14 protein-coding genes and 1 pseudogene are annotated in these 13,697 nt (G+C 51.9%); 12 read left to right on the forward strand and 3 right to left on the reverse strand.

Annotated elements, in window-relative coordinates:
• The 8 genes and pseudogenes from ACLJPE_RS16960 to acpS form a co-directional block, all read left to right on the forward strand.
• Positions 1 to 112: pseudogene (locus ACLJPE_RS16960) on the forward strand (DNA-invertase); the annotation flags it as partial.
• A 218-nt stretch (positions 113 to 330) separates the two neighbouring features.
• Positions 331 to 2,130, forward strand: a complete 1,800-nt coding sequence (gene lepA, locus ACLJPE_RS16965) for a translation elongation factor 4 (RefSeq protein WP_000790154.1) — start codon at positions 331 to 333, stop codon at positions 2,128 to 2,130.
• Positions 2,131 to 2,146: 16 nt separating this feature from the next.
• Positions 2,147 to 3,121: a signal peptidase I gene (gene lepB, locus ACLJPE_RS16970; RefSeq protein ID WP_000002560.1), complete on the forward strand. Its 975-nt coding sequence runs from the start codon at positions 2,147 to 2,149 to the stop codon at positions 3,119 to 3,121.
• Between the two features lie 273 nt (positions 3,122 to 3,394).
• Positions 3,395 to 4,075 (forward strand): ribonuclease III, encoded by a 681-nt coding sequence (rnc, locus tag ACLJPE_RS16975; protein WP_001068341.1) that lies wholly within the window; start codon positions 3,395 to 3,397, stop codon positions 4,073 to 4,075.
• Positions 4,072 to 4,977 carry a GTPase Era gene (era, locus tag ACLJPE_RS16980; RefSeq protein ID WP_000102230.1) on the forward strand — a complete coding sequence of 302 codons (906 nt, stop codon included), beginning with the start codon at positions 4,072 to 4,074 and terminating at the stop codon, positions 4,975 to 4,977. The genes rnc and era overlap by 4 nt, the downstream gene beginning before the upstream one ends.
• An 11-nt stretch (positions 4,978 to 4,988) precedes the next feature.
• Complete coding sequence (gene recO, locus ACLJPE_RS16985) at positions 4,989 to 5,717, forward strand: DNA repair protein RecO (protein ID WP_000399380.1); 729 nt, start codon at positions 4,989 to 4,991, stop codon at positions 5,715 to 5,717.
• An 11-nt stretch (positions 5,718 to 5,728) separates the two neighbouring features.
• Positions 5,729 to 6,460 carry a pyridoxine 5'-phosphate synthase gene (gene pdxJ / locus ACLJPE_RS16990; RefSeq protein WP_000818972.1) on the forward strand — a complete coding sequence of 244 codons (732 nt, stop codon included), beginning with the start codon at positions 5,729 to 5,731 and terminating at the stop codon, positions 6,458 to 6,460.
• Positions 6,460 to 6,840: a holo-ACP synthase gene (gene acpS / locus ACLJPE_RS16995; RefSeq protein WP_000986043.1), complete on the forward strand. Its 381-nt coding sequence runs from the start codon at positions 6,460 to 6,462 to the stop codon at positions 6,838 to 6,840. Before pdxJ ends, acpS begins: the two co-directional genes overlap by 1 nt.
• A gap of 111 nt (positions 6,841 to 6,951) precedes the next feature.
• Here acpS and ACLJPE_RS17000 read toward each other — a convergent pair whose 3' ends face one another.
• On the reverse strand, positions 6,952 to 7,212 hold the full coding sequence (locus ACLJPE_RS17000) for a YfhL family 4Fe-4S dicluster ferredoxin (RefSeq protein WP_001196291.1): 261 nt from the start codon (positions 7,210 to 7,212) through the stop codon (positions 6,952 to 6,954).
• A 37-nt stretch (positions 7,213 to 7,249) separates the two neighbouring features.
• Positions 7,250 to 8,176, reverse strand: coding sequence for a LysR family transcriptional regulator (locus ACLJPE_RS17005; RefSeq protein WP_001022476.1), 927 nt, complete (start codon positions 8,174 to 8,176; stop codon positions 7,250 to 7,252).
• Between the two features lie 115 nt (positions 8,177 to 8,291).
• On the opposite strand from ACLJPE_RS17005, the gene ACLJPE_RS17010 reads away from it, so the two are divergent.
• Together ACLJPE_RS17010 and ACLJPE_RS17015 are read left to right on the forward strand one after the other, a co-directional pair.
• Complete coding sequence (locus ACLJPE_RS17010) at positions 8,292 to 9,488, forward strand: OFA family MFS transporter (protein WP_001276365.1); 1,197 nt, start codon at positions 8,292 to 8,294, stop codon at positions 9,486 to 9,488.
• 21 nt (positions 9,489 to 9,509) lie between these two features.
• The gene (locus tag ACLJPE_RS17015; RefSeq protein ID WP_000684033.1) at positions 9,510 to 10,427 is read left to right on the forward strand and encodes an oxidoreductase; all 918 of its coding nucleotides are present in this window, start codon (positions 9,510 to 9,512) and stop codon (positions 10,425 to 10,427) included.
• 38 nt (positions 10,428 to 10,465) lie between these two features.
• On the opposite strand, the gene ACLJPE_RS17020 is transcribed toward ACLJPE_RS17015, so the two are convergent.
• Positions 10,466 to 11,314, reverse strand: coding sequence for a MurR/RpiR family transcriptional regulator (locus tag ACLJPE_RS17020; protein WP_000995703.1), 849 nt, complete (start codon positions 11,312 to 11,314; stop codon positions 10,466 to 10,468).
• A 115-nt stretch (positions 11,315 to 11,429) separates the two neighbouring features.
• Between ACLJPE_RS17020 and murQ the strand changes: the two genes are divergently transcribed.
• Both murQ and ACLJPE_RS17030 read left to right on the forward strand, forming a co-directional pair.
• Complete coding sequence (gene murQ / locus ACLJPE_RS17025) at positions 11,430 to 12,323, forward strand: N-acetylmuramic acid 6-phosphate etherase (protein WP_001048527.1); 894 nt, start codon at positions 11,430 to 11,432, stop codon at positions 12,321 to 12,323.
• Positions 12,324 to 12,333: 10 nt separating this feature from the next.
• Complete coding sequence (locus tag ACLJPE_RS17030) at positions 12,334 to 13,695, forward strand: PTS transporter subunit EIIC (protein WP_000361660.1); 1,362 nt, start codon at positions 12,334 to 12,336, stop codon at positions 13,693 to 13,695.
• The last annotated feature ends 2 nt before the right edge of the window (positions 13,696 to 13,697 follow it).

Consider the following 13,697-nt stretch of genomic DNA (forward strand, 5'->3'; position numbering starts at 1 on the left):
GATCGTTGAGCGTACCAGAGCCGGGTTGGAAGTGGTGCGTTCAAAAGGTCGTATTGGTGGCAGGCGTCCAAAGCTCACCCCGGAGCAATGGGCGCAGGCCGGCCGCTGTTTAGTCAGGACTGACTGTAACCGTGTTTATAGGTTTATAGATCGTACAGACCTCTATTGTGATGTAACATCGTAAGTTGATCAGCAGATCGTATGCTGACGATTTCAAAGCTACAGTGTAATATGCACGCCAGTCGTTGATGGGGTAGTTATTGTGGAATGTCCACCGCTGTGTCCATCAAGAAAAATTTATCAGCATAGCGAGTTAAAAAATTCATATTTATGAAGAATATAAGAAATTTCTCCATCATTGCTCACATTGACCACGGTAAATCGACGCTGTCTGACCGTATTATCCAAATCTGCGGTGGCCTGTCTGACCGTGAAATGGAAGCTCAGGTACTTGATTCGATGGATCTTGAGCGTGAGCGCGGTATTACTATTAAAGCCCAGAGTGTGACGCTGGATTTTAAAGCGTCTGATGGTGAAACTTATCAACTGAACTTTATCGACACGCCGGGACACGTTGACTTTTCCTATGAAGTTTCCCGTTCGTTAGCCGCCTGCGAGGGCGCGCTGCTGGTGGTGGATGCCGGCCAGGGCGTAGAAGCGCAAACGTTGGCGAACTGCTACACCGCGATGGAAATGGATCTTGAAGTGGTGCCGGTGCTTAACAAGATTGACCTGCCGGCCGCCGATCCGGAGCGTGTGGCGGAAGAAATCGAAGACATTGTCGGTATCGATGCGACGGACGCGGTACGCTGCTCCGCCAAAACGGGTGTCGGCGTGACGGATGTTCTGGAACGCCTGGTGCGCGATATCCCGCCGCCGCAAGGCGATCCGGACGGCCCGCTGCAGGCGCTGATTATTGACTCCTGGTTCGATAACTACCTGGGCGTGGTATCGCTGGTGCGTATTAAAAACGGCACCATGCGTAAAGGCGACAAAATTAAAGTGATGAGCACCGGGCAGACCTACAACGCTGACCGCCTGGGGATCTTCACGCCGAAACAGGTTGATCGTACCGAGCTGAAGTGCGGCGAAGTAGGCTGGCTGGTCTGCGCCATTAAAGATATCCTCGGCGCGCCGGTTGGCGATACCTTAACCTCAGCGCGTAACCCAGCGGAAAAAGCGTTGCCGGGCTTTAAGAAGGTGAAACCGCAGGTCTATGCAGGTCTGTTCCCGGTCAGCTCCGACGATTATGAAAGTTTCCGCGACGCGCTCGGCAAGCTAAGCCTGAACGACGCCTCACTGTTTTATGAACCGGAAAGCTCCTCGGCGCTGGGCTTTGGTTTCCGCTGCGGCTTCCTCGGCCTGTTGCACATGGAGATCATTCAGGAGCGTCTGGAACGCGAATACGATCTGGATCTGATCACCACTGCGCCGACCGTGGTTTATGAAGTAGAAACAACGGCGAAAGAGACTATCTATGTTGATAGCCCCTCCAAGCTGCCGCCGTTGAATAACATTTATGAACTGCGCGAGCCTATCGCCGAATGTCATATGCTGTTACCACAAGCCTATTTAGGTAACGTTATTACGCTGTGTATTGAGAAACGCGGCGTACAAACTAACATGGTGTATCACGGTAACCAGGTCGCGTTGACCTATGAAATCCCGATGGCGGAAGTGGTGCTCGACTTCTTTGACCGTCTGAAATCGACGTCGCGCGGCTATGCGTCTCTGGATTATAACTTCAAGCGCTTCCAGGCTTCCGACATGGTGCGTGTTGATGTGTTAATCAACAACGAACGTGTCGATGCGCTGGCGCTGATCACGCACCGTGATAACTCGCAAAGCCGTGGTCGCGAGCTGGTGGAGAAGATGAAAGATTTGATCCCACGCCAGCAGTTTGATATCGCGATTCAGGCGGCGATTGGTACGCATATTATTGCCCGTTCGACGGTAAAACAGTTACGTAAAAACGTGCTGGCGAAGTGCTACGGCGGTGATATCAGTCGTAAGAAAAAACTGCTGCAGAAACAGAAAGAAGGTAAGAAACGCATGAAGCAGATCGGTAACGTCGAGCTGCCTCAGGAGGCGTTCCTCGCCATTCTGCATGTCGGTAAAGACAATAAATAATCCCTAAGGAGTTGGCATGGCGAACATGTTTGCCCTGATTCTGGTGATAGCCACACTGGTGACGGGCATTTTATGGTGCGTTGATAAGTTTGTTTTCGCGCCAAAACGTCGGGCGCGCCAGGCTGCCGCGCAAACGGCGTCGGGAGATGCGCTGGATAACGCTACGCTCAATAAAGTGGCGCCTAAGCCGGGCTGGCTAGAGACCGGGGCGTCGGTTTTCCCGGTTCTGGCGATCGTTCTGATCGTTCGTTCATTTCTTTATGAACCCTTTCAGATCCCGTCAGGCTCAATGATGCCGACACTGCTTATCGGCGATTTTATTCTGGTGGAAAAATTTGCCTACGGCATTAAAGATCCGATCTACCAGAAAACCCTGATTGAAACCGGTCATCCAAAGCGCGGGGATATTGTGGTATTTAAATATCCGGAAGATCCTAAGTTAGATTACATCAAACGCGCCGTCGGTTTGCCGGGCGATAAAATCACTTATGATCCGGTTGCAAAAGAGGTGACGATTCAGCCTGGCTGTAGCTCCGGTCAGGCGTGCGAAAATGCGCTGCCGGTTACCTACTCTAACGTTGAGCCGAGCGATTTTGTACAGACCTTTGCCCGCCGTAACGGTGGAGAAGCGACCAGCGGTTTCTTTGAGGTTCCGCTAAACGAGACAAAAGAAAACGGCATTCGCCTGACCGAACGTAAAGAGACGTTAGGCGATGTAACTCATCGCATCCTGATGGTGCCGATAGCCCAGGATCAGTTGGGCATGTATTACCAACAGCCAGGACAACCGCTGGCGACCTGGGTTGTACCACCGGGACAATATTTCATGATGGGCGACAACCGCGATAACAGTGCGGATAGCCGTTACTGGGGATTTGTTCCGGAAGCGAATCTGGTCGGTAAAGCGGTCGCTATCTGGATGAGCTTTGACAAGCAGGAAGGGGAGTGGCCGACAGGCGTACGCCTGAGTCGTATCGGCGGTATTTACTAACTGTGACGAAATGATCGTTCACGCTGCCGTCTTTTTAGCGGCAGCGTGAATTATTTCCTGGATAAATTCCCTCAGACTAACGACATCCCCTGTCGTTGTGTATAGAATATTCCCCCGAAGTTTTAGGTTGGCGCCGTTTGGTCGCCACGGCACACGAAACAGCGTTGGTTATAGACAACCTTCTTTCCGCTGCAGCGATGCGGCAGGACAGATGACGTGTATCAGGTCTGTTTCGTGTGCTGGATTGTTGACGCATTCATTTATTGGTATCGCATGAACCCCATCGTAATTAATCGGCTTCAACGGAAGCTGGGCTACACTTTTAATCATCAGGAGCTGTTGCAGCAGGCATTAACTCACCGCAGCGCCAGCAGTAAACATAACGAACGCCTGGAGTTTTTAGGCGATTCAATCCTGAGCTTCGTTATCGCTAACGCGCTTTATCATCGTTTCCCACGGGTGGATGAGGGAGATATGAGCCGTATGCGCGCCACGTTGGTACGTGGTAATACGCTGGCGGAATTAGCCCGTGAATTTGATTTAGGCGAGTGCCTGCGTTTAGGGCCGGGCGAATTAAAAAGCGGCGGATTCCGTCGAGAGTCCATTCTGGCGGACACCGTTGAAGCGTTAATCGGCGGAGTATTTCTCGATAGCAATATCCAGACCGTCGAGCAGTTAATCCTTAACTGGTATAAAACCCGTCTGGATGAGATAAGTCCGGGCGATAAACAAAAAGATCCTAAAACGCGCTTGCAGGAGTATTTGCAGGGTCGCCATCTGCCGCTGCCATCTTACCTGGTTGTGCAGGTACGCGGCGAGGCGCACGATCAGGAATTTACTATCCACTGCCAGGTCAGCGGCCTGAGCGAACCGGTGGTTGGCACGGGTTCCAGCCGTCGTAAGGCGGAGCAGGCTGCCGCCGAACAGGCGCTGAAAAAACTGGAGTTGGAATGAGCACCGACAAAACTTACTGCGGATTTATTGCCATCGTCGGACGTCCGAACGTTGGCAAATCCACCTTGCTGAACAAACTGCTCGGGCAGAAGATTTCGATCACTTCCCGTAAAGCGCAGACCACGCGCCACCGCATTGTCGGTATTCATACCGAAGGCCCGTATCAGGCAATCTATGTCGATACCCCGGGTCTGCATATGGAAGAAAAGCGCGCCATTAACCGTTTGATGAATAAGGCAGCGAGCAGTTCGATTGGCGACGTTGAGCTGGTGATTTTCGTTGTGGAGGGCACCCGTTGGACGCCGGACGACGAAATGGTCCTGAACAAACTGCGCGATGGCAAAGCGCCGGTTATTCTCGCCGTTAACAAGGTGGATAACGTGCAGGAAAAAGCCGATTTGCTGCCGCACCTCCAGTTCCTGGCAAGCCAGATGAACTTTCTTGATATCGTACCGATCTCTGCTGAAACGGGTATGAACGTCGATACCATTGCCGGTATCGTGCGTAAACATTTACCGGAAGCTATTCATCACTTCCCGGAAGATTACATCACCGATCGCTCTCAGCGCTTTATGGCGTCTGAAATCATCCGTGAAAAGCTGATGCGTTTTCTCGGCGCCGAGCTGCCGTATTCCGTTACCGTTGAGATTGAACGTTTTGTTACCAACGAACGCGGCGGCTATGATATCAACGGGCTGATCCTCGTCGAGCGCGAAGGGCAGAAGAAGATGGTGATTGGCAACAAAGGCGCCAAGATCAAAACCATTGGTATTGAAGCGCGTAAAGACATGCAGGAGATGTTCGAAGCGCCGGTACACCTGGAATTGTGGGTGAAAGTGAAATCCGGCTGGGCCGATGACGAACGCGCTCTGCGCAGTCTCGGTTACGTAGACGATCTGTGAGTTAACACAGCGTGGAAGGGTGGCAGCGCGCATTTGTCCTGCACAGTCGCCCCTGGAGCGAAACCAGCCTGATGCTGGACGTCTTCACGGAAGAATCGGGGCGCGTGCGCCTTGTCGCCAAAGGCGCGCGATCTAAACGTTCCAATCTGAAAGGCGCGTTGCAGCCTTTTACGCCGTTATTGCTACGCTACAGCGGACGCGGCGAGGTGAAAACCCTGCGCAGCGCCGAGGCAGTTTCTCTGGCGCTGCCGTTAAGCGGTATTACGCTCTATAGCGGCCTGTATATCAACGAACTCCTCTCTCGCGTACTGGAATATGAAACGCGCTTCTCCGAACTCTTTTTTGATTATCTGAACTGTATTCAGGCGCTGGCGGGAACCACCGGCTCGCCTGAACCGGCGTTGCGACGTTTCGAACTGGCGTTGCTGGGACATCTGGGGTATGGCGTCAATTTCACCCACTGTGCAGGCAGCGGCGAACGGGTGGATGACACCATGACCTACCGTTACCGCGAAGAAAAAGGCTTTTTCGCCAGCGTCGTCATTGATAACAACACCTTTACCGGACGGCACCTGAAAGCGCTGGAGGCGCGGGAATTTCCGGATGTAGATACCTTGCGTGCCGCTAAACGCTTTACCCGTATGGCATTAAAGCCGTATCTTGGGGGAAAACCGTTAAAAAGCCGGGAGCTGTTCCGGCAATTTATGCCCAAACGCACAGTAAAAACGAAGAAAGATTAACGAGGATTGTCATGGCTGAATTACTGTTAGGCGTCAATATTGACCACATTGCCACGTTACGTAATGCGCGCGGCACCGACTATCCGGATCCGGTACAGGCGGCGTTTATTGCTGAACAGGCAGGCGCGGACGGCATTACCGTACACCTGCGCGAAGATCGTCGCCACATTACCGATCGCGATGTGCGCATTTTGCGTCAGACGCTGCATACGCGTATGAATCTGGAGATGGCGGTGACCGAAGAGATGCTGGCGATCGCCGTAGAAACCAGGCCGCATTTCTGTTGTCTGGTGCCGGAAAAACGCCAGGAAGTCACCACCGAAGGCGGTCTGGATGTGGCCGGACAGCGCGATAAAATGCGTGATGCCTGTGCGCGCCTGGCGGCGGCTGGCATCCAGGTTTCGCTCTTTATCGATGCCGATGAAACGCAAATCAACGCGGCGGCGGAAGTCGGCGCGCCGTTTATCGAAATCCATACCGGCTGCTACGCCAACGCAGAAACCGATGCGGAACAGGCAAAAGAGCTGGCGCGTATTGCCAGCGCCGCGACCCTGGCGGCTCGCCTGGGGCTAAAAGTAAATGCGGGTCATGGCCTGACCTACCATAACGTCAAAGCTATTGCCGCGCTGCCGGAAATGCACGAACTTAATATCGGTCATGCCATTATTGGTCGGGCGGTGATGACGGGCCTGAAAGAGGCGGTGGCTGAAATGAAACGTTTGATGCTGGAAGCGCGCGGCTAATGGCGATTCTCGGCCTGGGAACGGATATTGTAGAGATTGCCCGCATTGAGGCAGTGATCTCCCGTTCCGGCGAACGTCTGGCAAGGCGTGTGCTCAGTGACAACGAGTGGGCTATCTGGGAGACGCATCAGCAGCCGGTGCGTTTTCTCGCCAAGCGTTTTGCGGTCAAAGAGGCGGCAGCGAAAGCTTTTGGCACCGGCATCCGCAACGGTCTGGCGTTTAATCAGTTCGAAGTGTTTAACGATGAGCTGGGAAAACCACGTTTGCGGCTGTGGGGCGAGGCGTTAACGCTGGCGGAAAAACTCGGTGTGGCGCACATGCATGTCACGTTGGCCGATGAGCGCCATTACGCCTGCGCTACGGTCATTCTGGAAAGTTAGATTTGCCGGATGACGGTGTAAACACGTTATCTGACCTACAGGCCGACATGTTGTCGGCCTGATAAGCATAGCGCCATCAGGCATTGTTGCGTTGGAAGTGCGTTAACCCGCTTACAGTTTATCTGCGTGATGCATCAGAACAAACTTATCCCACAACTGTTCTTCGGTTTCGACATGGGCGGGATCCTGCAAAATCGTATTGGGGATTGGGCAGACTTTCTGACAGGTCGGCGTTTCGTAATGGCCTACACACTCGGTGCATTTGTCGCTGTTAATCTCATAAATGCTGTCGCCCATTGAAATCGCCTCATTCGGGCACTCCGGCTCGCACATATCGCAGTTGATACATTTTTTGGTGATTAACAGCGCCATCAGGAAATTCTCAGAAACAACACAAATCGGGCGGGCATTATACGCCTATTTTCTGCTCGGGCCAGCTCTTTTCTGGCGCTGATTTGTTATCTACAGTGTAAAAATTTTTGATCTGCTTGAGCAGGCAGATGGTTGCGTTATCCAGTGAAAGGTCATTACTGTGCACCAGCATGACAGGAATAAAGAATGCGGGGATGCCCAGTGAAACCAGGCGAACATTTTTGGGTGTCGATAAATGGGTTAGCGAGCGGGTAATAAATGCGATGCCAATCTGCGCTTCGGCATACTCAAGGCATGAGTAGTGGTTATCCAGTTCGCAGATGACGTTAGGAACGACTTTGCGGTTATTAAATTCAGTGGTGATGATCCCTCTTAATAGCAGAGAGTCATTAAGCACGATAATGGGCTGGTCGTTTAAATCTTTTAGCTGCAGACGTTCGCGTGTCGCCAGAGGATGAGAAAGTGGGATTGCAGCGATAATTTCATCTTCAAACAGCATGGTCGAGCTTAGCTGGGCAGGGAGCGCTGTTCGATAAACAATGCCAATATCAACGGCGCTATCCGTCAGCTTTTTAATGGTTTGCTCAGTTGAGAACTCTTTAACATTTAAAGATATTTCCGGATGGTGTGCCATAAAGTTGCGAAAAGCGGGCAGGACCAGGTAGCTGCCTGACACCCCGATTGAAATAGTATCGCGCTGTTGATCCTGGTAGGGAAGAAGTTCATTTTCGGCATTTTTTAAATCCAGCATTATTTTGTTAGCATGTCGTTGCAAAATAATGCCTGCTTTTGTTAATTTAATTCCTCTACCTTTTCGCTTAAATAATATTGTTTTAAGTGATGACTCAAGTTGTTTGATTTGCTGACTTAATGATGGCTGAGTGATAAACAGGCGACTGGCTGCCCGACTATAATGTAATTCATCACACAATATCAGGAAGGAATGTAGTTGTTTGATATTCATTAAAATTTAATGCCAATCGATTGGGTTTTGTTATAACGATTATAAAAAATACCAAATTGTTTGCCTATTTTGCTTTTTTTAAACTGTGATCAGTGCATTTTAAAAAGGGAAAATTATGTCGGCATCAATCAACCGCTGGGGAATGCTTGCCGCTCACGTGTGCATCAATTTTGTGCTCGGGGGCGTCTACGCATTTAGCTATTTCAAAACACCACTCATGGCGCAATATCACTGGGATCCGGCTACGCTGGCGTTAGCATTCTCTATCAACATGGGGATCATTCCTTTACCGATGATTTGGGGCGGGAGAATGATCGACAATGGTAAAGGAAAGCAGGCGATAGTTATCGGCGGTATCCTGTTTTCTTTAGGTTTTATCTTGTCCGGGTTTGTGGATAATTTGCCAATGCTGTTTTTAACCTACGGCGTCATTGCCGGGTTGGGATCGGGCCTGGCTTTTACGGGTAATCTTAATAATATTCTGAAATTTTTCCCTGACCGTCGCGGTCTTGCCAGCGGTATCGTACTGGCGGGTGTTGGCGTCGGGACGCTACTTTGCACCCGCCTGGCCGAATATTTTATGGCGCAAACTCACGATGTTAGTCGGGCGTTGTTATATCTTGGTATTGTTTATCTGGTGGTTATTTTTATCGTCCAGTTCTTTATTCGTAGCGCGCCAGCAAAAGATAGCGGAGGAATTAAAGCGTCGCCACTGGATAAAGACTATCGGCACATGCTGAAAGATCTGCGCTTCTGGCTGCTGTTTATGATTCTGGCGCTGGGCGTGTTCTCTGGGATGGTAATTAGCTCAAGCTCTGCGCAAATTGGTATGACGCAGTACGGTTTACTGTCCGGTGCATTAGTCGTTAGCCTGGTATCGATATTTAACTCAATTGGTCGCCTGTTCTGGGGAGGGTTAACCGATAAATTAGGCGGCTACAATACTCTGGTTATCGTTTATCTTTTTACCTGCGTCTGTATGCTGCTGCTGTTGTTCTTCAACGGTAATACTTCGGTATTCTATTTCAGCGCTTTGGGCGTGGGCTTTGCTTATGCCGGTATATTAGTTATCTTCCCTGGCTTGACCAGCCAGAATTTTGGTATGCGTAACCAGGGACTAAACTACGGCTTTATGTATTTTGGTTTTGCCGTCGGTGCGGTTATTGCTCCTTACGTCACGTCCGCTATTGCAAAATATACCGGAAGCTACAATACGGTATTTATTTTGACAACGGTGCTATTGCTTATTGGAGTCGTGTTGACCCTGATAACGAAGAAATATGTCGCAACGGTTTTAGCCAAAATTCATTAATCAGATAATAAGGAAATAAAAATGAAAATTGCAATCGCAGGTGCAGGCGCTATGGGATGTCGTTTTGGCTATATGCTGCTGGAGGCCGGGCACGACGTGACGCTTATCGATAGCTGGCAGGAGCATGTTGACGCTATTCGTAGCAAGGGGTTGTTTGTCGAAACGGAAACGACTCAGAAGTATTACCCCATCCCTGCTATGTTGGCTGATGAATCCCAGGGGGAGTTTGAGCTGGTTATTCTGTTTACCAAAGCCATGCAGCTGGATAGCATGTTACAGCGTATTAAGCCATTACTGCCAGCCGCGAAAGTAGTGATGATTTTATCTAACGGCCTGGGAAATATCGAAACGCTGGAGAAATATGTCGATCGGCAGAAAATCTATGCGGGTGTGACGTTATGGTCCAGCGAACTGGAGGGGGCTGGGCATATTATGGCCACCGGTACCGGAACGATTGAACTGCAGCCGATTGCCAGCCATGATTCGGCTCAAGAGGCTAAGGTCATTGCCACCCTTAATAGCGCTGGATTGAATGCTGAAATAAGCCCTGACGTATTATTATCGATCTGGAAGAAAGCAGCCTTTAATAGCGTAATGAACACCTATTGCGCGCTACTGGATTGTAATGTCGGCGGATTTGGTCAGCGGCCTGGTGCTTTAGATTTAGCGCAAGCGGTAGTTGATGAGTTTGTGTTAGTTGCTGCCAGCCAGAATATTCCGTTGACTGAGCAAATGGTGATGAATACGGTGAAGAAAGTGTTCGATCCGCGTGAGAGCGGCCACCACTATCCTTCTATGCATCAGGATTTACATAAAGGCCGACTGACTGAAATCGACTATTTAAATGGTGCGATTGCGCGAATCGGCGCTCAGAACAATATTGCCGTACCGGTTAACACACTCCTGACGCAATTGATTCACGCTAAAGAAGCACAATAAACTTGATGGCGCTTCTGCATGAGGCGGAAGAGCCATTTTCAAACCAGTTTTTTTACCAGCGCCTCGCTATGGCGAATACGCTCCGGCGCCCGCTCTAAATCCTGTTGTACCAGCGCCATAAACAGTAAGTCGGTCAACATCATTTGCGCATGTGTCGAGGAGATAGCGGCGCTACGCGTCGCTTGCTCTTCGGCAATCGTATACAGACAGCGGGTGGCGCGCTGCTGCAAGGCGTTGGGAGAAAAACCGGTAATGGCCAGGATCTTCGCGCCTGCGCGTAATGTTTCGTCCGCCGCCAGGTTCAGCTCGCGCCGCTCCCCGGAATACGAGATCGCCAGCAGCAGATCCTCCGGTGCCAGCGCCTGCACCGTCGCCAGCAGGGCGTGCATATCGCGCTCAACCACCGCGTTAATGCCAATCTTCAGTAGCTTCCAGGCAAAATTTTGCGCCACCAGCCCAGAGGCGCCAATCCCGGTGATCACAATACGGCGGGCGTGGCGCAGCATCGTGACGCTTTCTAACAGCTTTTCTTCACTGTTAACGTCCAGCGTGGCGTGCATCGCCGCCACATTCTCTTTAATTAATTTTTCCCCGACCAGGCGCATCGGATCGTCGCCGCGAATCTGGTTATGAACGGGAACGGAATGCGGATTAGGATTGCTGGCCAACGCTTCGCTGAGAGCCAGTTTCAACGCCGGAAACCCTTTAAACCCCAGTTTTTGCGCGAACTTGACTACGCTGGATTGGCTGACGCCCGCTTCGGCCGCCAGTTGCTGCGAGCTCAGATGTCGCGCCGTATCCGGTTGCGCGAGCAGATAATCCGCCAGTTTCCTGTCGCTTTGCGCGAGATCCGGATAACGCTGGCGAATACGAATCAAACAGTTCATGAGCAGCTCCTGCGAAACGTGATGGCGACGACAAAACGAAATTTCACTCGCCTGGGGGAATATTCTATTCCATCATGGACGCTTATTATGAATTAAAAATTCCAGAGGGACAAAAATGAATCTTGGTACCTTAGTGTCTGAAACCCGTAACCCGCAAACGATGGATCTGGATGCGTTGCCTACCCCTGAATTAGTTAAGCGTTTTAATGAACAGGATACGCTGGTAGCGGAAGCAGTAAAAGCCACTCTGCCTGACGTCGCGCGTGCGGTGGATGCCGCAGCGGCGGCGCTGAAGGCTGGCGGACGTATCATCTATATGGGCGCGGGCACCAGTGGTCGGCTTGGCGTACTGGATGCCTCAGAATGCCCCCCGACGTTTGGCGTTCCGCACGGTCTGGTCGTCGGACTGATTGCCGGCGGGCCGGGCGCGTTGTTGAAAGCGGTCGAAGGCGCGGAAGACAGCCAACAGGCAGGCGAAGACGATCTTGTCGCGCTAAATCTGCAAGAACAGGATCTGGTCGTGGGGCTCGCGGCGTCGGGTCGTACACCCTATGTGATTGGCGGCCTGCGCTATGCGCGACAGTCCGGTTGTACCACTGTTGCCGTCTCCTGTAATCCAGATTCGCCTATTGCGCGGGAGGCTAATATCGCTATTTCGCCCGTTGTCGGGCCGGAAGCGCTTACCGGCTCCACGCGGCTGAAATCCGGCACCGCGCAGAAAATGGTGCTCAATATGATTTCTACCGGCGCGATGGTGAAGTTCGGCAAGGTCTATCAAAACCTGATGGTGGATATGAAAGCCACCAACGTCAAACTAGTCGATCGCGCGTGTCGGATGGTCGTTGAAGCGACCGGGATAGGTCGTGAAGAGGCGGAAACGTTGCTGAAACAGACCGATTTTGAGGTTAAGCCCGCCATTTTGATGGCGCTTACGGGGCTGGATGCTGCAGCCGCCAGGGAAAAACTCGCTGCTCATCAGGGCTTTTTAAGGGCGGCGTTAGAACACTAAAGAGGTGTGTATGGATAAGACGGCAGCGCTCGCCAGCGACATTTTACGTGGTATCGGCGGAGAGCAAAATATTCTGCGCCTGGAAAACTGTATGACGCGAGTCAGGGTGGAGGTACAGGACGACAGCCAACTGGATATTCCGCGCTTAAAAGCGTTGCCTGGCGTCAGTGGATACGTAAAGCAAGGGGAGCAACATCAGCTGATCGTTGGGCCGGGGAAGGCTGCACAGGTGGTTGATGCGATGCGCGTGCAGATTGCCGCAGGTGGTGTAAAGCCGGATGACGCTATGGCGCGTACCAAATCCGAGGCGAAAGCGAAGTATAAAGCGCCGATGAGCGATGCGTTGCGTAAGCTGGCGAATGTTTTTATTCCGCTTATCCCCGCCTTTATCGCATCCGGCTTGATTACCGGCATTATCAACATTCTTAAACGTCCGGATATCGTCGGCGACGTTGCCGTCCACTATCCTAACCTGCTGGGCCTGATGGGGATATTTGGCAGCGCGGTATTCGCTATCATGAACATTCTGGTTGGCGTCAATACCGCGAAAGTCTTTGGCGGATCGCAGGCGTTAGGCGGCGTGATGGCGGGGATCCTTTCCAGCCCGCAACTGGCGCAGATTACGCTCTTTGGCGAGGCGCTTCAGCCGGGACGGGGCGGCGTCATCGCCGTCCTGCTGGTGGTGGCGTTAATGTGCTGGATTGAGCGCCAGTTCCGTAAGCTGCTGCCGGGGTCGCTGGAGTTAATTCTTAACCCTTTATTGACGACTGTTATCACCGGCGCGGTAGCGATTGTCGCTCTGCAACCGCTTGGCGGCTGGATTTCAGACGCTATCGCTCACGGCGCGTCCTGGGCTATCGATCGCGGCGGTTTTCTGGTGGGCGCGGTGTTAGCCGGAACCTTCCTGCCGTTGGTACTGACCGGGCTACATCAGGGGCTGGTGCCTATTCATGTGGAGCTGGTGCAAGCACACGGCTATAACGCGTTGTTTCCCATCCTGGCGATGGCGGGCGTTGGTCAGATAGGCGCGGCCATTGCCGTACTGATGAAAACCCGCAATGCGCGACTCAAAAAGGTGATTAAAGGCGCGCTTCCGGTCGGACTGCTGGGAATTGGCGAGCCGCTGATTTTTGGCGTCACGCTGCCATTGGGTAAGCCATTTATTGGCGCTTGCCTTGGCGGCGCGGTAGGCGGGGCGTTGATCAGCTACTGGAAAGTGGCGACGGTAATTACCTTTGGTATTTCCGGTTTGCCGCTGGCATTAACAATTGTTGCCGGAAAAGTCCTGTTCTATCTGTTAGGCTATTTAATAGCGGTAATTGCCGGGTTTATTTTTACCTGGCTGCTGGGGTTCAATGATCCAGAGGAGTAAGA

This window comes from Salmonella sp. SAL04196 (assembly GCF_046550835.1).
GTDB classification, from domain to species: Bacteria; Pseudomonadota; Gammaproteobacteria; order Enterobacterales; family Enterobacteriaceae; genus Salmonella; species Salmonella enterica.